The organism is Klebsiella sp. 1SOBk5mer (genome assembly GCF_046603115.1).
Taxonomy (GTDB): Bacteria; Pseudomonadota; Gammaproteobacteria; order Enterobacterales; family Enterobacteriaceae; genus Klebsiella; species Klebsiella quasipneumoniae.
In genome coordinates this window covers 52,422-70,779 of the sequence record NZ_JBKIUU010000006.1, presented here as the reverse complement: position 1 = coordinate 70,779, position 18,358 = coordinate 52,422, and the positions used below count along the sequence as shown (strand labels likewise).

19 protein-coding genes and 1 riboswitch are annotated in these 18,358 nt (G+C 60.0%); of the genes, 12 read left to right on the top strand and 7 right to left on the bottom strand.

Translation table 11 applies throughout. The features are described from left to right. Positions 1–70: 70 nt before the first annotated feature. From cecR to ACLH1U_RS14910, 5 genes are all read left to right on the top strand, one after another. Positions 71–730 (top strand): transcriptional regulator CecR, encoded by a 660-nt coding sequence (gene cecR, locus ACLH1U_RS14930; protein WP_101861845.1) that lies wholly within the window; start codon positions 71–73, stop codon positions 728–730. Beyond that, positions 730–1,725: a secretion protein HlyD gene (gene hlyD / locus ACLH1U_RS14925; RefSeq protein WP_023288931.1), complete on the top strand. Its 996-nt coding sequence runs from the start codon at positions 730–732 to the stop codon at positions 1,723–1,725. The genes cecR and hlyD overlap by 1 nt, the downstream gene beginning before the upstream one ends. Next, on the top strand, positions 1,718–3,457 hold the full coding sequence (locus ACLH1U_RS14920) for an ATP-binding cassette domain-containing protein (protein ID WP_032455211.1): 1,740 nt from the start codon (positions 1,718–1,720) through the stop codon (positions 3,455–3,457). The genes hlyD and ACLH1U_RS14920 overlap by 8 nt, the downstream gene beginning before the upstream one ends. Further along, a complete protein-coding gene (locus ACLH1U_RS14915; RefSeq protein WP_411299320.1) occupies positions 3,447–4,580 on the top strand; it encodes an ABC transporter permease in 1,134 nt (377 codons plus the stop codon). The genes ACLH1U_RS14920 and ACLH1U_RS14915 overlap by 11 nt, the downstream gene beginning before the upstream one ends. Positions 4,581–4,709: 129 nt before the next feature. Further along, the gene (locus ACLH1U_RS14910; RefSeq protein WP_023288928.1) at positions 4,710–5,816 is read left to right on the top strand and encodes an ABC transporter permease; all 1,107 of its coding nucleotides are present in this window, start codon (positions 4,710–4,712) and stop codon (positions 5,814–5,816) included. Here the strand turns inward: ACLH1U_RS14910 and ACLH1U_RS14905 are convergent. After that, positions 5,778–6,188 (bottom strand): YbhQ family protein, encoded by a 411-nt coding sequence (locus tag ACLH1U_RS14905; RefSeq protein WP_012542390.1) that lies wholly within the window; start codon positions 6,186–6,188, stop codon positions 5,778–5,780. The genes ACLH1U_RS14910 and ACLH1U_RS14905 overlap by 39 nt on opposite strands. Positions 6,189–6,319: 131 nt before the next feature. On the opposite strand from ACLH1U_RS14905, the gene ACLH1U_RS14900 reads away from it, so the two are divergent. Genes ACLH1U_RS14900 through ACLH1U_RS14890 form a run of 3 tightly spaced genes read left to right on the top strand, consistent with a single transcriptional unit; the run spans position 6,320 to position 9,284 of the window. Beyond that, entirely contained in the window at positions 6,320–7,081 is a 762-nt protein-coding gene (locus tag ACLH1U_RS14900) for an endonuclease/exonuclease/phosphatase family protein (protein WP_023288927.1), read from the top strand. Beyond that, entirely contained in the window at positions 7,078–8,322 is a 1,245-nt protein-coding gene (clsB, locus tag ACLH1U_RS14895) for a cardiolipin synthase ClsB (protein WP_023288926.1), read from the top strand. Before ACLH1U_RS14900 ends, clsB begins: the two co-directional genes overlap by 4 nt. After that, positions 8,319–9,284, top strand: a complete 966-nt coding sequence (locus tag ACLH1U_RS14890; RefSeq protein WP_085550615.1) for a lysylphosphatidylglycerol synthase domain-containing protein — start codon at positions 8,319–8,321, stop codon at positions 9,282–9,284. The genes clsB and ACLH1U_RS14890 overlap by 4 nt, the downstream gene beginning before the upstream one ends. Before the next feature lie 789 nt (positions 9,285–10,073). Here ACLH1U_RS14890 and ACLH1U_RS14885 read toward each other — a convergent pair. The 6 genes from ACLH1U_RS14885 to moaA all read right to left on the bottom strand — a co-directional run bounded on the left by ACLH1U_RS14885 (position 10,074) and on the right by moaA (position 13,536). Beyond that, positions 10,074–10,778 carry a Bax inhibitor-1 family protein gene (locus ACLH1U_RS14885; protein ID WP_032455204.1) on the bottom strand — a complete coding sequence of 235 codons (705 nt, stop codon included), beginning with the start codon at positions 10,776–10,778 and terminating at the stop codon, positions 10,074–10,076. Between the two features lie 45 nt (positions 10,779–10,823). Beyond that, a complete protein-coding gene (moaE, locus tag ACLH1U_RS14880) occupies positions 10,824–11,276 on the bottom strand; it encodes a molybdopterin synthase catalytic subunit MoaE (RefSeq protein ID WP_023288923.1) in 453 nt (150 codons plus the stop codon). A gap of 1 nt (position 11,277) precedes the next feature. After that, positions 11,278–11,526, bottom strand: a complete 249-nt coding sequence (moaD, locus tag ACLH1U_RS14875) for a molybdopterin synthase sulfur carrier subunit (protein WP_023288922.1) — start codon at positions 11,524–11,526, stop codon at positions 11,278–11,280. Next, positions 11,519–12,007 carry a cyclic pyranopterin monophosphate synthase MoaC gene (gene moaC / locus ACLH1U_RS14870; RefSeq protein WP_004886142.1) on the bottom strand — a complete coding sequence of 163 codons (489 nt, stop codon included), beginning with the start codon at positions 12,005–12,007 and terminating at the stop codon, positions 11,519–11,521. The genes moaD and moaC overlap by 8 nt, the downstream gene beginning before the upstream one ends. Before the next feature lie 3 nt (positions 12,008–12,010). Beyond that, complete coding sequence (gene moaB / locus ACLH1U_RS14865; RefSeq protein ID WP_023288921.1) at positions 12,011–12,523, bottom strand: molybdenum cofactor biosynthesis protein B; 513 nt, start codon at positions 12,521–12,523, stop codon at positions 12,011–12,013. A gap of 23 nt (positions 12,524–12,546) precedes the next feature. Continuing rightward, positions 12,547–13,536, bottom strand: a complete 990-nt coding sequence (gene moaA / locus ACLH1U_RS14860; protein WP_117132624.1) for a GTP 3',8-cyclase MoaA — start codon at positions 13,534–13,536, stop codon at positions 12,547–12,549. Further along, a riboswitch (molybdenum cofactor riboswitch) is annotated at positions 13,524–13,662 on the bottom strand. It overlaps the preceding gene by 13 nt. A 208-nt stretch (positions 13,663–13,870) precedes the next feature. Here moaA and yvcK point away from each other — a divergent pair. The 4 genes from yvcK to pmrB all read left to right on the top strand — a co-directional run bounded on the left by yvcK (position 13,871) and on the right by pmrB (position 18,292). Further along, on the top strand, positions 13,871–14,776 hold the full coding sequence (yvcK, locus tag ACLH1U_RS14855) for a uridine diphosphate-N-acetylglucosamine-binding protein YvcK (protein ID WP_023288920.1): 906 nt from the start codon (positions 13,871–13,873) through the stop codon (positions 14,774–14,776). Positions 14,777–14,879: 103 nt separating this feature from the next. Beyond that, positions 14,880–16,520 carry a phosphoethanolamine transferase EptA gene (eptA, locus tag ACLH1U_RS14850; protein ID WP_275257134.1) on the top strand — a complete coding sequence of 547 codons (1,641 nt, stop codon included), beginning with the start codon at positions 14,880–14,882 and terminating at the stop codon, positions 16,518–16,520. Next, the gene (gene pmrA, locus ACLH1U_RS14845; RefSeq protein WP_411299319.1) at positions 16,520–17,191 is read left to right on the top strand and encodes a two-component system response regulator PmrA; all 672 of its coding nucleotides are present in this window, start codon (positions 16,520–16,522) and stop codon (positions 17,189–17,191) included. The genes eptA and pmrA overlap by 1 nt, the downstream gene beginning before the upstream one ends. A 3-nt stretch (positions 17,192–17,194) precedes the next feature. After that, a complete protein-coding gene (pmrB, locus tag ACLH1U_RS14840) occupies positions 17,195–18,292 on the top strand; it encodes a two-component system sensor histidine kinase PmrB (RefSeq protein ID WP_023288917.1) in 1,098 nt (365 codons plus the stop codon). Positions 18,293–18,358: the final 66 nt, after the last annotated feature.

Sequence of the window (18,358 nt, the reverse complement as noted above, 5' to 3'; positions counted from 1 at the left end):
CGGCAGGTGGACAAACCGCCAGTCGGCGCCTAAAGTTAATCAATCGATTGATTAATTTTTTCAGAGCGCGATGACCAGTAAAGGCGAACAGGCAAAAAGCCAGCTTATCGCGGCCGCTATCGCCCAGTTTGGCGAGTACGGCCAGCATGCCACCACCCGCGATATTGCCGCCCAGGCCGGGCAGAATATCGCCGCTATCACCTACTATTTTGGCTCGAAAGACGACCTGTATCTCACCTGCGGCCAGTGGATCGCCGATTTTATCGGTGACAATTTTCGCCCGCACGCCGAAGCGGCGGAGGCCCTGCTCGCCGGAGAGTCGCCGGATCGCCAGGCGATCCGCGCCCTCATCCTCAGCGCCTGCCATAACATGATCCTGCTGCTGACCCAGGATGATACGGTCAACTTGAGCAAATTTATTTCCCGGGAACAGCTGGCGCCCACCGCCGCGTACCATCTGATCCATCAGCAGGTGATCGCCCCCCTGCACCACTATCTCACCCGACTGATCGCCGCCTGGACGGGTCGCGATGCCGGTGATACGCAAATGATCCTCCATACCCACGCCCTGCTGGGCGAGGTGCTCGCTTTCCGTCTCGGGCGTGAAACTATCCTGCTGCGCACCGGCTGGACGCAGTTTGACGCGCAAAAAACCGAACAGATTTTTGAGGTCATTACCTGTCATATCGATTTCATTCTGCATGGGTTATCGCAAAGGAGTTTGGGCTGATGAAAAAACCCGTCGTCGTCATTCTGCTGATCGTGATTCTTCTCGCCGCGCTGGGCGGCGGCTGGTGGTGGTACCAGAGCAGCCGGCAGCAGCCGCTGACTCTGTATGGCAATGTCGATATCCGCACCGTCAATATGAGCTTTCGCGTCGGCGGCAGACTGGCCTCGCTGACCGTCGACGAAGGCGACAGCATCCGCGCGGGGCAAACCCTCGGCGAGCTTGACCGTGCCCCCTATGAAAACGCCCTGCTGCAGGCGCAGGCCAACGTCTCCACCGCCCAGGCGCAGTATGACCTGATGATGGCCGGCTACCGCTCGGAAGAGATTGCCCAGGCCGCGGCGGCAGTGAATCAGGCGCAGGCCGCTTACGACTACGCGCAAAACTTTTATCAGCGCCAGCTGGGTTTACGCGCCAGCAGCGCCATTTCCGCCAACGATCTGGAGAACGCCCGCTCCTCGCGCGACCAGGCGCAGGCAACGCTGAAGTCAGCGCAGGATAAACTGCGTCAATACCGCGCCGGCAATCGTCCGCAGGAGATAGCCCAGGCCAAAGCCAGCCTCGAACAGGCGCAGGCGGCGCTGGCCCAGGCTAAACTGGACCTGCACGATACCGTGCTGACCGCCCCTTCCGACGGCACGCTGATGACCCGCGCCGTCGAGCCCGGCACTATGCTCAACGCCGGCGGCACCGTGCTAACCCTCTCCCTGACCCATCCAGTATGGGTCCGCGCCTACGTTGACGAGAAAAACCTCGGCCAGGCGCAGCCGGGACAAGCAGTGCTGCTCTATACCGACAGCCGGCCGGATAAGCCCTATCACGGCAAAATCGGCTTTGTCTCGCCGAGCGCTGAGTTCACGCCGAAGACTGTCGAGACGCCGGACCTGCGCACCGATCTGGTCTACCGTCTGCGCATCGTGGTAACCGACGCCGACGGCGCGCTGCGCCAGGGGATGCCGGTGACCGTCTCCTTTGACAACGGGAACGGACATGAGTGAGGCCGTCATCGCCTTAAACGGCCTGAGCCGCCGTTTCCCCGGGATGGACAGGCCAGCGGTGGCCCCGCTGACCTGTACGATCCGCGCCGGCTACGTCACGGGGCTGGTAGGCCCCGACGGCGCAGGGAAAACCACCCTCATGCGGATGCTCGCCGGGTTGCTTAAGCCTGATGAGGGCAGCGCCAGGGTGATTGGCTTTGATCCGCTAAAAGACGACAGCGCTCTGCACGCGGTGCTCGGCTATATGCCGCAGAAGTTCGGCCTGTATGAAGATCTGACGGTGATGGAAAACCTCACCCTGTACGCCGATCTACGCAGCGTCACCGGCGAGGCGCGGAAGAAAATTTTCGACCGCCTGCTGGAATTCACCGCCCTTGGCCCGTTCACCGGGCGGCTGGCGGGCAAGCTCTCCGGTGGCATGAAGCAAAAGCTGGGGCTCGCCTGTACCCTGGTGGGTGACCCGAAGGTGCTGCTGCTGGATGAGCCCGGCGTCGGCGTCGATCCGATCTCCCGCCGCGAGCTATGGCAGATGGTGCACGAGCTGGCCGGCGACGGCATGCTGATCCTGTGGAGCACCTCTTATCTCGATGAAGCCGAGCAGTGTCGCGATGTGCTGCTGATGAACGAAGGTAAACTGCTCTATCAAGGGGAGCCGACGGCCCTGACGCAAACCATGGCCGGGCGCAGCTTTCTGGTCTCCAGCCCGCAGGAGAACAACCGCCGCCTGCTGCAGCGGGCGCTGAAGCTGCCGCAGGTTAGCGACGGCGTGATTCAGGGCAAATCGGTGCGTCTGATCCTGAAAAAGGAGGCGCGCATCGATGAGGTTCAGCAACATGACGATATGCCGTCGCTGCAGGTGACCGACACCGCGCCGCGCTTTGAAGACGCCTTTATCGACCTGCTCGGCGGCGCCGGGACCGCCGAATCGCCGCTGGGGGCAATTATCCATCGCGTTGACGGCAGCAAAGACGAAACGGTGATTGAGGCGCAGTCGCTGACTAAAAAATTTGGCGATTTCGCCGCCACCGACCACGTCGATTTCCAGGTCAAGCGCGGCGAGATCTTCGGCCTGCTCGGCCCCAACGGCGCAGGGAAATCCACCACCTTCAAAATGATGTGCGGCCTGCTGGTGCCCACCTCCGGCAAAGCGCTGGTGCTGGGGATGGATCTCAAGGTCAGCTCCGGCAAGGCGCGTCAGCATCTGGGCTATATGGCGCAAAAATTTTCGCTGTACGGCAACCTCAGCGTCGAACAGAACCTGCGCTTTTTCTCCGGGGTCTACGGCCTGCGCGGCCGGGCGCAAAATGACAAAATTGCCCGCATGAGCGATGCCTTCGGTCTGAACGGCATCGCCCGCCACGCCGCCGACGAGCTGCCGCTCGGCTATAAGCAGCGGCTGGCGCTGGCCTGCTCCTTGATGCATGAACCCGACATTCTTTTTCTCGACGAACCCACCTCCGGGGTCGATCCCCTCACCCGTCGCGAGTTCTGGCTGCATATCAACAGCATGGTGGATAAAGGGGTGACGGTGATGGTCACCACTCACTTTATGGATGAGGCGGAGTATTGCGACCGCATTGGGCTGGTCTATCACGGCAAGCTTATCGCCAGCGGCACCCCGGACGCGCTGAAGGCCCAGGCGGCGGATGACAACCAGACGGACCCGACCATGGAGCAGGCGTTTATTACCCTGATTAACCGTTGGGATAAGGAGAATGACCATGAGCAGTAATCTCCTCTCCTGGCGGCGGGTCCGCGCCCTGTGCGTCAAAGAGACCCGGCAGATCGTCCGCGATCCCAGCAGCTGGCTGATTGCGGTGGTGATCCCTCTGCTGCTGCTGTTTATCTTCGGCTACGGCATTAACCTCGACTCCAGCAAGCTGCGGGTGGGGGTTCTGCTGGAGCAGCAGAGCGAAGAGGCGCTGGACTTCGTCCATACCATGACCGGCTCGCCCTATATCGACGCCACCGTCAGTGACAATCGCCAGCGGCTAATTGAGCTGATGCAGGCCGGTCGCATCCGCGCGATGGTGGTCATTCCGGTGGACTTCGACCGCCAGATGGCCCGCCCCGGCGCCACTGCGCCGCTCCAGCTCATCACCGACGGCAGCGAGCCCAATACCGCTAACTTCGCCCAGGGCTACGTGGAGGGTATCTGGCAGATCTGGCAGCAGCAGCGGGCGGAAGACCGCGGCGAGGCCTTTGAACCGCTGATCGACGTGCAGATGCGCTACTGGTTTAACCCGGCGGCCATCAGCCAGCACTTTATTATCCCCGGAGCGATCACCATTATCATGACCGTGGTCGGCGCGATACTGACCTCGCTGGTGGTGGCCCGCGAATGGGAGCGCGGCACCATGGAGGCGCTGCTGTCGACAGAGATCACCCGCGCTGAACTGCTGTTGTGCAAGCTCATCCCCTATTACTTCCTCGGCATGCTGGCGATGCTGCTGTGTATGCTGGTGTCGGTGTTTATTCTCGGCGTGCCCTATCGCGGTTCGCTGCCGATCCTGTTAGTCATCACCAGTCTGTTTTTGCTCAGTACCCTGGGGATGGGACTGCTGATCTCGACGATCACCCGCAACCAGTTTAACGCCGCGCAGGTGGCGCTGAACGCCGCCTTTTTACCGTCGATAATGCTGTCCGGGTTTATTTTCCAGATAGACAGCATGCCGGCGGTGATCCGCGCGGTGACCTATGTGATCCCGGCGCGCTATTTCGTCAACACCCTGCAAAGCCTGTTTCTGGCGGGCAATATTCCGGTGGTGCTGCTGGTGAATGTGCTGTTTTTGATTGCTTCGGCGGTGATGTTTATCGGCCTGACGTGGCTGAAAACCAAACGGCGTCTGGATTAGGTTTTGCCCGGTGGCGCTGCGCTGACCGGGCCTACGGTTTAACCAACATCGATTATACGGTTCGCCGAACCCGTACGCCGGGCGAACGCAGTACCGCCCGGCGTTGTTGAATGGGCCAAAGGAGCTAATATGTTTCACCGTTTATGGACATTGATCCGCAAAGAGCTGCAGTCGCTGCTGCGCGAACCGCAGACGCGGGCGATTTTAATAATGCCCGTGCTGATTCAGGTGCTGCTGTTTCCCTTTGCCGCGACGCTGGAGGTGACCAACGCCACCATCGCCATCTATAACGAGGACAGCGGTCGCCACGCGGTGGAACTCACTCAGCGCTTTGCCCGCGCCAAAGCCTTTACCCACGTCCTGCTGCTGAAAAGCCCGCAGGCGATCCAGCCGACCATCGATGAACAAAAAGCCCTGCTGGTGGTGCGCTTCCCGGCGGATTTCTCACGCAACCTCGACAACTATCAAACCGCCCCGCTGCAGCTCCTGCTCGACGGGCGCAACTCCAACAGCGCGCAAATCGCCGCCAACTATCTGCAGCAGGTCGTGAAAAATTACCAGCAGGAACTGCTGGAGGACAAAGCGAAGCCGAACAATAGCGAACTGGTGGTGCGCAACTGGTATAACCCGAATCTCGACTACAAGTGGTTCGTGGTGCCGTCGCTCATCGCCATGATCACCACCATCGGAGTGATGATCGTCACCTCGCTGTCGGTGGCCCGCGAGCGCGAGCAGGGCACCCTCGATCAGCTGCTGGTCTCGCCTCTCGCCACCTGGCAAATCTTTGTCGGTAAAGCGGTGCCGGCGCTGATCGTCGCCACCCTGCAGGCGACTATCGTGCTGGCGATTGGTATCTGGGCCTATCAGATCCCGTTTGCCGGCTCGCTGCTGCTGTTCTATTTCACCATGGTGATTTACGGTCTATCGCTGGTGGGCTTTGGCTTATTAATCTCATCGCTGTGCGCCACGCAGCAGCAGGCGTTTATCGGCGTGTTCGTCTTTATGATGCCGGCGATTCTTCTCTCCGGCTACGTTTCACCGGTGGAAAACATGCCGCAGTGGCTGCAGGATCTGACGTGGATAAACCCGATCCGCCACTTTACCGATATCACCAAGCAAATTTATCTGAAGGATGCGAGTCTGGAGATTGTGTGGGGAAGTTTGTGGCCGCTACTGGTCATAGCGGCCACCACCGGCTCAGCGGCGTATGCGATGTTCCGAAGAAAGATTGCGTAATTTTTTATCTTTCGCCAGCAGCGAGACCACCGCCGGGCCTGCCAGTATCACCAGCCCGGCGAGGGCCAGCAGCAGGTTGTTGTGCAGCACGCGCGACAGCAGCCACAGCGCTATCATGGCGGCGCCGAAGTACCAGGTGGTGGTGAGCTCCTCAAGGAAGTCTCCCACATCGCGCCAGCGCGCCTCGTGATGACGCTGCAGAAACAGCATCGCCAGCAGCGTGACGCTGTAGAGGACGCACAGCCCTAATCCGACGCGCACCAGCGCGCCGCTCATCCATCCCATCACCAGCACTGCCACGACCAGTAGATGCAACATAATCTGCCAGCAACTAAGACCTGTTGCGACGCGTACACGTTGTTGCCACTTCATGGCTTCTCTCCTGAAGGATTTTTCTCTGCTACTCAGAGTACCGCACTTTACGGAAAATTCCGTAACACCGCATCTTTTTGTGACGTCTACTACACTATTTTATTCAGGAAAGTGACATTTACTGGAGAATTATGGCTGAGCCAACGTCGGGATTTTCGTTGAACGTGCTGACAATTAACACCCATAAAGGCTTTACGGCGTTTAATCGGCGTTTTATTTTGCCCGAGCTGCGCGAAGCCGTTCGCAGCGTCAGCGCTGACATAGTTTGCCTGCAGGAAGTGATGGGCGCTCACGAAGTTCACCCGCTGCATATCGAAAACTGGCCAGATACGACCCATTACGAATTTCTCGCCGACACCATGTGGAGCGACTACGCCTATGGGCGCAACGCGGTCTATCCGGAAGGTCACCATGGCAATGCCGTGCTGTCGCGCTTCCCGATTGAATACTATGAGAATCGCGATATCTCGGTCGGCAACGGGGAGAAACGCGGCCTGCTGTACTGCCGCATCGTGCCGCCTCAGAGCGGCGTCACGATTCACGTCATTTGCGTCCATCTCGGACTGCGTGCCGACCAGCGGCAGGCGCAGCTGGGGATGCTGACGGAATGGGTCAACACCCTGCCCGCCGGCGAGCCGGTGGTGGTGGCCGGGGATTTTAACGACTGGCGTCAGCAGGCTAACCAGCCGTTAAAAGCCCAGGCGGGGCTGGAAGAGATTTTTACCCGCGCCCGCGGACGCCCGGCGCGCACCTTTCCGGTCAGTTTTCCGCTGCTGCGCCTCGATCGCATTTACGTCAAGAACGCCCACGCCAGCCGCCCGAAGGCGCTGGCCCTCAAACAGTGGCGGCATCTGTCCGATCATGCACCCCTTAGCGTGGAGATTCATTTGTGAAATGTCGTTGGCAGGAAGGCAACCGCATTACGCTACTGGAGAACGGCGACCAGTACTATCCGGCGCTGTTTGCGGCCATCGGTCGCGCCAGCCGGCGGGTGATCCTCGAATCCTTTATCTGGTTTGAAGATGAGGTCGGCCGACAGCTGCACGCGGTTCTGCTGAAGGCCGCCCGCCGCGGCATCCAGGTGGAAGTGCTGCTTGACGGCTACGGCTCGCCGGATCTTAGCGATGAGTTTGTCGGCGAACTGACCGCCGCCGGGGTGATTTTCCGCTATTACGACCCGCGCCCTAAGCTGATGGGAATGCGCACTAACCTGTTCCGTCGCATGCACCGTAAAATCGTGGTGATCGACGACACCACCGCCTTTGTCGGCGGCATCAACTACTCCGCAGAACATATGAGCGACTATGGCCCGGAGGCTAAACAGGATTACACGGTGCAGGTCGAGGGGCCGGTGGTGCTGGATATTCTGCAGTTCGAACTGGAGAATCTGCCCAACAGCGAAACCGCCCGCCGCTGGTGGCGCCGTCGTCGCCATCAGCCGGAGATCAACCAGACCCCCGGCGAGGCGCAGGCGCTGTTCGTCTGGCGCGATAATCAGGATCACCGCGACGATATCGAACGCCACTACCTGAAGATGCTGACCAGCGCCCGCCGGGAGGTGATAATCGCGAACGCCTATTTTTTCCCCGGCTATCGTCTGCTGCATGCGATGCGCAATGCCGCGCGGCGCGGGGTGCGGGTGAAGCTGATCGTCCAGGGCGAACCGGATATTCCAATTGTGAAATTTGGCGCCCACCTGCTCTATCACTACCTCGTCAAAGGCGGCGTGCAGATCTACGAATATCGCCGCCGTCCGCTGCATGGCAAAGTCGCCCTGGCGGACGACCACTGGGCCACCGTCGGGTCGAGCAACCTGGATCCGCTCAGCCTGTCGCTGAATCTGGAAGCCAATCTGATCATCCACGACCGGGTGTTTAACCAGACGCTGCGCGATAACCTTAACGGGCTTATCGCCCGGGATTGCCAGCGGATCGATAAAGCAATGCTGCCGAAACGCAACTGGTGGCGGCTGGGGGTGAGCGTGATGGCCTTCCACTTTCTGCGCCACTTTCCGGCGTGGGTCGGCTGGCTGCCGGCCCATACTCCGCGGCTGGCCAGGGTTAGCCCGCCGGTGCAACCGGAAATTGAAACGCAGGATCGCGTCGAGTCACCGACCAGGGATAATCCACTATGAGCAAATCGCACCCGCGCTGGCGGATGGCAAAAAGAGTGCTCACCGTGCTCTTTTTTATCGCCGTGATCGTCCTGCTGGTGATTTACGCGCAGAAGGTCGACTGGCAGGAAGTGTGGAAGGTGATCCGCGGCTACGATCGGCTGGCCTTGTTCAGCGCCATTGCGCTGGTCATCGTCAGCTATCTGATCTATGGCTGCTACGATCTGCTTGGCCGCGCCTGGTGCGGACACAAGCTGGCGAAACGCCAGGTAATGCTGGTGTCGTTTATCTGCTATGCCTTCAACCTGACCCTCAGCACCTGGGTCGGCGGCATCGGCATGCGCTACCGGCTGTACTCCCGGCTGGGGCTGAACAATAGCACCATCACCCGTATTTTTTCCTTAAGCATCACCACCAACTGGCTGGGCTATATCCTGCTCGGTGGGGTGATCTTTACGGCGGATCTGGTGAAGCTGCCGTCGCACTGGTACATCAGCCAGACCACCCTGCGGATTATCGGCGGAGCGATGCTATTTCTCACGCTGTGCTATCTCTTCGGCTGCGCGTTCGCCAAACGCCGTCACCTGACGATCAAAGGCCAGCGGCTGGTGCTGCCCTCCTGGCGATTCGCGCTGCTGCAGATGGGGGTCTCGGCGGCGAACTGGATGGCGATGGGGGCGATCATCTGGCTGCTGTTGGGCAGCGAGATTAACTATTTCCTGGTATTGGGAGTGCTGCTGGTGAGCAGTATCGCCGGGGTGATTATCCACATCCCGGCCGGGATTGGCGTGCTGGAGGCGGTGTTTATCGCCATGCTCTCCGGGGAAGAGATTTCGAAGGGGGCGATCATCGCCGCCCTCCTCGCCTGGCGCACGCTCTATTATTTCCTGCCGCTGCTGCTGGCGACGGTGGCCTATCTGCTGCTGGAGAGTCGGGCGAAAAAGCTGCGGCAAAAGAACCAGCGCAAGCTGGCCCGCGAGTGAAATCGCCCGGCGGCGCTGCGCTTGCACGGGCCTACGGGGTGTGAGCCTGTGAGGGGGGTCCTCCAGGCCGGGTAAGGCGCAGCCGTCACCCGGCAACATCCCGGGTACCGCGCCTGGCGTCTCGCCCGGCGGCGCTGCGCTTGCGCGGGCCTACGGGGTGTGAGCCTGTGAGAGGGTCCTCCAGGCCGGGTAAGGCGCAGCCGTCACCCGGAAACATCACGGGTACCGCGCCTGGCGTCTCGCCCGGCGGCGCTGCGCTTGCATGGGCCTGAACGCCAGCCGGACTGTTTCCGGGAGAGGGGAAGCACTGCCGTGGGGTTGTTTATGTTATCTGTGGCTTCACCGTAGTTTGCGCTCCCGGCTAGTCTTCTGCGTTATGTCTCTTACGGCGCGGGGAGCGCACAGGGGGCGGCCAGTCGCCGCCGCCCCCTGTACCCCCGGGCTCCGGCCAGCAAAATCGCCACTGCGTGGTCCCTTCGACTTATCCCTGCAGGCTTCGGGTCGGGCCGAGGCAGCGTCCGTGCAAAACACGGCCCTCAGCCCGCATCCATGCGGGCTGCCCCGGCCTTCCGGGAACGTCTCAGCGATTTTGAGGCCGTCAGCACCGGCAGTTTCAGCAACAATGGTGAATAAATTAACGGCAGGTCGTACGAACGTAGGCCGGGTAAGGCGCAGCCGCCACCCGGCAAAAAAACGGCGCAACAGGGTTGCCTGGAAGGTAATCAATGCTTGCCCGGCGGCGCTGCGCTTGCCGGGCGTTCTGAGATGCAACCCCTTGATATAAAGAGGTTAGCGGCGATTGCCCATAATACGCAGCAGCATCAGGAACAGGTTGATGAAATCCAGATACAGCGTTAAGGCGCCGAGGATCGAGTATTTACGCAGCGTGGCGCTGTCGCGGGTATCAATCTGCTCGCCGATATTTTTCAGCTTCTGGGTGTCGTAGGCGGTCAAGCCGACAAACAGCACCACCCCAATGTAGGTCACGGCCCACATCAGCGCCTCGCTCTTCAGCCACAGGTTTACCAGCGACGCCAGCACGATGCCAATCAGCCCCATAAACAGCATGCTGCCGAAGCCGCTCAGGTCGCGTTTAGTGGTGTAGCCGTAAAGGCTCATCGCCCCGAACATCCCGCCAGTGACCACAAAGGTGCTGGCGATGGAGGAGTAGGTATAAGCGATAAAAATGCTCGACAGCGTCAGCCCGGTGAGCGCCGAATAGAGCATAAACAGGGTGGTCGCCATCCCGGCGCTCAGCCGCTGTACCATCCCCGACAGCACAAACACCAGCGCCAGCTGGGCGATGATCAGCCCGAAGAAGGTGATTTTGCTCGAAAAGACGAACATCATCACCGCCGGGGTGTTAGCCGCAAACCACGCGATAAACGCCGTCAGCAGCAGGCCAACCGTCATCCAGCCGTACACCTGCGCCATATAAGTCTGCAGGCCGCTGCGGCCCTGCACTATTGAATCGGAACGCGGATATCTGTCCATGACTCTCTCCTGATTAACAAAGTTTCACTCTGTAAGCGTATCACACTACCAGCGCTCTGCCGCCTGGCGATCGCTGTCGCGGGCGTCGACCCAGCGCTCGCCCTCCGGCGTCGCCTCGCGTTTCCAGAACGGCGCGCGGGTTTTCAGGTAGTCCATCATAAACTCGCCGGCGGCGAAGGCGCTGCCGCGGTGGGCGCTGGTGACGCCGACAAACACAATCTCTTCCCCCGGCCACATTTCGCCGATGCGATGGATAATGGTCACCCGGCCCAGCGGCCAGCGCTCGCGCGCCTGGTCGACGATCTCCGCCAGCGATTTCTCGGTCATCCCCGGATAGTGCTCGAGGGTCAGCGCTTTCACGCTGTCGCCGAGGTTGTGATTGCGCACTTTGCCGGTGAAGGTGACCACCGCGCCGTCTTCATCGCGTTCGGCCAGCCAGGGATACTCCTCGCCGACGCTAAAGCGCGCCGGGCTAACGACGATACGAGTTTGCGTCATGTCAGCCTCCGGTGACCGGCGGGAAGAACGCCACTTCATCCCCGCTGGCGACAGGATGGTCAAAGGCGGTCAGCGTCTGGTTAACCGCCGCCAGCAGTTTGCCCTCCTCCAGGGCCAGCGCCCAGCGATCGCCGCGAGCGGCAAGCTGCTGACGCACAGCCTCAACGGTGGCCAGGTCGCTGGCGTCGAGAGTCAGCGAATCAGTACCCACCAGCTCGCGCACCTGGGCAAAAAACAGAACCTTAATCATGGCGTTCGTCCACCTTAAAATCGCCGGATTTGCCGCCGCTTTTCGCCAGCAGACGCACCGGGCCAATCACCATATCCTTCTGCACCGCTTTGCACATATCGTAAATGGTCAGCGCGGCAACCGAGGCGGCGGTAAGGGCTTCCATCTCAACGCCGGTTTTGCCGGTCAGGCGGCAGAGCGATTCGATGCGCACCCGGTTATGTTCCGGCTGCGCCTGCAGATTGACTTCCACTTTGCTGAGCATCAGCGGATGGCACAGCGGGATCAGCTCCCAGGTGCGCTTGGCCGCCTGGATCCCGGCGATACGCGCAGTGGCGAAAACGTCGCCTTTATGGTGGCTGCCGTCGATAATCATCGCCAGGGTCGTCGCCTGCATCTCGACATAAGCCTCAGCGCGCGCTTCGCGCACCGTTTCCGCTTTGCCGGAGACATCCACCATATGGGCTTCGCCCGCGGCGTTAATATGGGTCAGTTGTGACATAAATTATTTCTTCAGGTGAGGAATAAAATTACAAGGACGGGTGCGGGCATCCAGCTGCGGGGCAATAATGTTGTCCCACGCGGTGCGGCAGGCTTTCGTCGAGCCCGGCATGGCGAAGATCAGCGTGTGGTTGGCGACGCCGGCCACCGCCCGGGACTGCAGCGTCGAGGTACCGATCTCTTCGAACGACAGCATGCGGAACACTTCGCCAAAACCTTCCACCTCACGGTCAAACAGCGGCAGCAGCGCTTCCGGCGCCTGGTCCCCTTCGGTGAACCCGGTCCCGCCGGTGATCAGCACCACCTGCACCTCATCGCTGGCGATCCACGCCGATACCTGGGCGCGGATGGCGTAGCGGTTCTCTTTGACTATCGCCTTATCGACGACATGGTGCCCCGCCTCCTGCGCCGCCTCACGCAGCCAGTGGCCGGAAGTGTCGTCTTCTTCGCCGCGACGACTGGAAACGGTAAGAATAGCAATACGGGTCGGAATAAACTCAGCGCTAGCCTGGCTCATCTGAATGCTCCTTTCGAATACGATTATCCGCCAATATAGGACAGGTTCTGCGTAATGCCGGTGTTGCCCTGATGCAGGAAATGGGTCTGCTTTTTGTGGGTTAAGGCTTCGGCGATCCGCGCTTCCAGCGCCGCCTGCTGCCGATCATCGGCCATCAGGTCGCGCAGGTCGACGCCGCCTTCGCCAAACAGGCACAGGTGCAGTTTGCCGACGGAGGAGACGCGCAGACGGTTGCAGGTGGCGCAGAAGTCTTTTTCGTACGGCATGATGAGGCCGATCTCGCCGGCGTAATCCGGATGACAAAAGACCTGCGCCGGACCATCGCTGCGCTGGCGGATCTGGTGGATCCAGCCGCGGCGCAGCAGTTCGTCGCGCAGCACCATGCCGGAGAGATGGTGACGGCGGAACAGGTCGCTGCCCTCGCCGGTTTCCATCAGCTCAATAAACCGCAGCTGAATTCGACGCGGCTGGATCCACGCGAGGAAGGTATCAAGCTGGTGATGGTTAACATCGCGCATCAGCACGGTATTCACCTTCACCTTGTCAAAGCCCGCGGCGAAAGCGGCGTCAATCCCGTCCATCACCTGGTGGAATTTGTCCTGGCCCGTGATGGCATGGAACTGGCGGGCGTCGAGGCTATCGACGCTGACGTTGATCGCCGTCAGCCCGGCATCGCGCCAGCGTTCGACATCGCGCGCCAGGCGGTAACCGTTGGTGGTGACGGCAATCTGACGGATCGCCGGGTTTTCACGCACGGCGGCGACGATCTCGGTGAAGTCACGGCGCAGGGAGGGTTCCCCACCGGTGAGGCGCACTTTTTCAGTGCCCAGCGCGGAGAAAGCGCGCGTAACCCGGCGCACTTCGTCTACGCTGAGAAAGCCGTTGTTATTGACGGCGCCGGGCTTGTAGCCATCCGGCAGGCAGTAGGTGCAACGGAAATTGCACACATCGGTAATCGACAGACGCAGGTAATAAAACTTACGCGCGAATGCATCGGTAAGCTGTGAGGCCATATACACCTTTCCAAATACGGGAGACGCGGTCATTTCTTCCCACGCCCTGGCGACAACCGGCGGCGTCGCGGCCAAACCGCCATATCTTTTGACACAGGCGAAGAGGCTAGAGTGTTAACAGGTTATGCCGATAGTAGCGCGTTCCAGGCGGTTTCGCCATTTGCGATTTCGCTATATATTCTTGTATATATCGCTACCTTCGTGCATTTTCGTTACAGAATAGCCATAAATCATCTTTTTGCCTTGATATCGGTCAGTTTGTCGGGCTCCTCCCATCGTCTTTTAGGGGTAGATCGGGTAGTGTGTGGCCGTTTATGTGAAATAAGGAATTTCTATGCGCAATCGTACATTCGCTGACCTGGATCGGGTGGTGGCGCTCGGCGGCGGGCATGGTCTGGGTCGGGTGATGTCCTCCCTCTCCTCGCTGGGCTCACGGCTGACCGGCATTGTGACCACCACCGACAACGGGGGATCCACCGGGCGGATCCGCCGCTCGGAAGGCGGCATTGCCTGGGGCGATATGCGCAACTGCATCAATCAGTTAATCGCCGAGCCGAGCGTGGCGTCGGCGATGTTTGAGTACCGTTTTAGCGGCAATGGCGAGCTTTCCGGCCATAACCTGGGAAATCTGATGTTAAAGGCGCTGGATCACCTCAGCGTGCGGCCGTTAGAAGCGATCAATTTGATCAGAAACCTGCTCAAAGTGGACGCTTTTCTTATTCCGATGTCGGAACAACCGGTGGATTTAATGGCGCTCGATCATGAAGGCCATGAAGTATACGGTGAAGTGAATATCGATCAGCTGGATAGCGTGCCGCAGGAGTTGATGCTCACCCCGCCGGTACCGGCCACCCGCGAGGCGGTAGAGGCCATCGCCGAAGCCGATCTGATCCTCATCGGCCCGGGCAGTTTCTATACCAGCCTGCTGCCGATCCTGCTGCTTGACGAGATGGCCCAGGCGCTGCGCCGCACTCCGGCGCCGATGGTGTTTATTGATAACCTCGGCAAAGAGCACAGCCCGGCCGCGAGGCTCTCGCTGGCGGAGCGCATCGCGATTATGGAGCGCTACGTTGGCAAGCGGGTGGTGGATGCAGTCATCGCCGGCCCAAAAGCCGATATCAGCGGCATCGACGACCGGCTGGTGATCCAGACGCCGCTGGAAGCCAGCGACGTGCCCTATCGCCATGACCGGGCGCTGCTTCGCGGGGCGCTGGAGAAAGCGCTCCAGCTGCCGGGCTGATCCTGCGCGCCGAAGGCTCGGCTTTCGGCGCACCTTAAAATCTTAAGGTTGTCTTAAAACAGAGCTGGCACTATACCCTTATCTCTTCCTGTGGGTATGTACTATGTCGTTATTGCCTCTGCGTCGGCCGGTCGTCAGCCGCACGACTTATCTGATTATTTTCGCGGTCTATATCGGGCTTTTTCTTAACCTCGCCTTCTACCGCCAGGCGTATACGCTGCTGCCGGTGAACAACCTGCACACCGCGCTGGTGTTTCTGAGTATGCCGCTGGTGGCATTCAGCGTGATGAATATCCTCACCACCCTCGCCTCGTTCCTCAAGCTTGACCGGCTGGTGATTAGCCTTTTTATTCTGCTCAGCGCATCGGCGCAGTACTTCATCTGGAGCTTCGGCGTGGTGATCGACCGCAGCATGATCACCAACATCCTCGACACCACCCCAGCGGAGAGCTTTGCCCTGCTCTCCGGCGAAATGATCGTTGTCCTTGGACTCTCCGGGGTGCTGGCGGTGCTGGTCGCCTGGTGGGTTAAAATTCGTAAACCGGCCACGCTATGGCGCGGCGTGGCCTGGCGCCTGGTGAATATGGTGGCCTCCGCGCTGCTGATCGTCCTGATTGCCGTCCTCTTTTATAAAGACTATGCCTCGCTGTTTCGCAACAACAAGGAGCTGGTGAAATCCCTGAGCCCCTCCAACAGCATTGTGGCGGTGAACTCCTGGTATGCGCACCATCGCATGGACAACCTGCCGCTGGTGAAGATTGGCGAAGATGCCAAACAGAACCCGGTGATGCATAACGGTCCCCGTAAGAACCTGACGATTGTGGTGCTGGGCGAAACTTCCCGGGCGGACAACTTCTCGCTGGGCGGATATCCGCGCGACACCAACCCGCTGATGCAACAGGACGGGGTGATCTACTTCCCGTACACCACCTCCTGCGGAACCGCCACGGCGGTCTCGGTGCCGTGCATGTTCTCCAATATGCCGCGCGCGCACTATGACGAAGAGCTGGCCCATCATCAGGAAGGGGTGCTGGATATTCTGCAGCGCGCCGGCATTCAGGTGCTGTGGAACGACAACGATGGCGGCTGTAAGGGGGCCTGCGATCGGGTACCGCACCAGAACGTGACCGATCTGAAGCTAACCGGGCAGTGCATCGACGGCGAGTGCTACGATGACGTGCTGTTCCATCATCTCGACAGCTATATCGATAACCTGCAACAGGATGGCATTATTGTGCTGCATACCATCGGCAGCCATGGGCCGACGTACTACAATCGCTATCCGGCTGAATTCAAAAAATTCACCCCAACCTGCGACACCAATGAGATCCAGGGCTGTACCCGGGAGCAGTTGACCAACACGTATGACAACACCATCCTGTACGTCGACCACGTGGTGGATAAAGCGATAAAACTCCTGCAGGCGAAACAGGACAAATTCACTACCAGCCTGGTCTATCTTTCCGACCACGGCGAGTCGTTAGGGGAAGATGGGGTCTATTTGCATGGTCTGCCGTACTCTATCGCGCCGGATACGCAGAAACACGTGCCGATGGTGATGTGGCTCTCTGCCGACTACCAGCAACGCTACGGCATTTCCGCGCAGTGTCTGCAGCAGCGAGCGAAAAAAGAGAATTACTCGCAGGATAATCTGTTCTCCACCCTGCTCGGCCTGCTCGGCGTCAGCACCCACGAGTACCAGGCGGCAGATGATATTTTAACGCCATGTAGAGAGGCTGGTTGATGAAAATCTTAGTCATTGAAGACGATGCGCTGCTGTTGCAGGGGTTAATCCTGGCGATGCAAAGTGAAGGATACGTGTGCGACGGCGTCTCCACAGCGCACGAAGCGGCGCTGTCGCTGGCCAGCAATCACTATAGCCTGATCGTGCTCGATCTTGGCCTGCCGGACGAAGACGGCGTGCATTTTCTCGCCCGCATGCGACGGGAGAAAATGACCCAGCCGGTGCTGATCCTCACCGCCCGCGATACCCTTGAGGATCGCATTAGCGGTCTCGACACCGGCGCGGATGACTATCTGGTGAAACCCTTTGCCCTGGAAGAGCTGAACGCGCGCATTCGCGCCCTGCTCCGTCGGCATAATAATCAGGGCGATAACGAAATCAGCGTCGGCGACCTGCGCCTCAACGTCACCCGTCGCCAGGTGTGGCTCGGTGAGACGGCGCTGGATCTGACGCCGAAGGAGTATGCCCTGCTATCGCGACTGATGATGAAAGCCGGCAGCCCGGTACATCGCGAGATCCTCTACAACGATATCTACAGCTGGGACAATGAGCCAGCGACCAATACCCTGGAAGTGCACATCCACAACCTGCGCGATAAGATTGGCAAATCGCGGATCCGCACCGTCAGGGGCTTCGGCTATATGCTGGCTAACCACAACGAGACGGAATAGACCATGGCTCTGTTTGCAACCGAAAACTGGACCATGCGCCACCGGCTGCTGTTGACCATCGGCGCCATTCTGGTGGTCTGTCAGCTGATCAGCGTCTTCTGGCTATGGCATGAGAGCAAAGAGCAGATCCAGTTGCTGGTGGCCAGCGCCATCGAAGGGCACAACAATCAGAAGCATGTGGAGCATGAGGTAAGGGAAGCGGTCGCCAGCCTGCTGGTGCCGAGCCTGCTGATCGTGGGTCTGGCGCTGTACATCAGCATGCTGGCGGTACGTAAAATCACCCGCCCGCTTTCACGTCTGCAAAGCGAGCTGGAGAGTCGCACGCCGGACAACCTCACCCCCATCGTGCTCAGCGAATCGGTTCCCGAGGTGACGGCGGTGACCACCGCCCTGAATCAGCTGGTTTCCCGCCTCAATCTGACCCTTGACCGCGAACGGCTGTTTACCGCCGACGTGGCGCACGAGCTGCGCACCCCGCTGGCCGGGCTGCGGCTGCACCTTGAGCTGCTGGCGAAAGTGCATGGCATGGGCGTCGACCCGCTGATCCAGCGCCTCGACCAGATGACCACCAGCATTTCGCAGCTGCTGCAGCTGGCGCGCGTCGGTCAGTCCTTTTCCGCCGGCAGCTATCAGCAGGTGCTGCTGCTGGATGACGTGGTCAAACCGCTGCAGGATGAGCTGGAGACCATGCTGGCCGAGCGCCAGCAACGGCTGCTGCTGACGGATGTCGAAAGCGAGGCCGTCGTCTCTGGCGACGCGACGCTCATCCGCGTCATTCTGCGCAATCTGGTGGAGAATGCCCATCGCTACAGCCCGCAAGGGTCGACGATCCGCGTGTCGGTGAAAGCGGGTCTGATGCCGGTGATGGCAGTGGAAGATGAAGGACCGGGGATTGATGAGGCGAAAAGCGGCGAACTCAGTAAGGCCTTTGTACGCATGGACAGTCGCTACGGCGGCATAGGGCTCGGACTGAGCATCGTCACGCGCATCGCTCAGCTGCATGACGCCCAGTTCTTTTTGCATAACCGCCAGCCGGGGCCAGGGGTCCGCGCGTGGGTGTTATTCCCGCGGCGTGCGGGTCAGAACGTCAGCACCCACTGATGGAAGAAGGCAACAATAATGACCAGGGCGGTGGCGACCGCCAGATATTCACGGAAGTTGATTTTT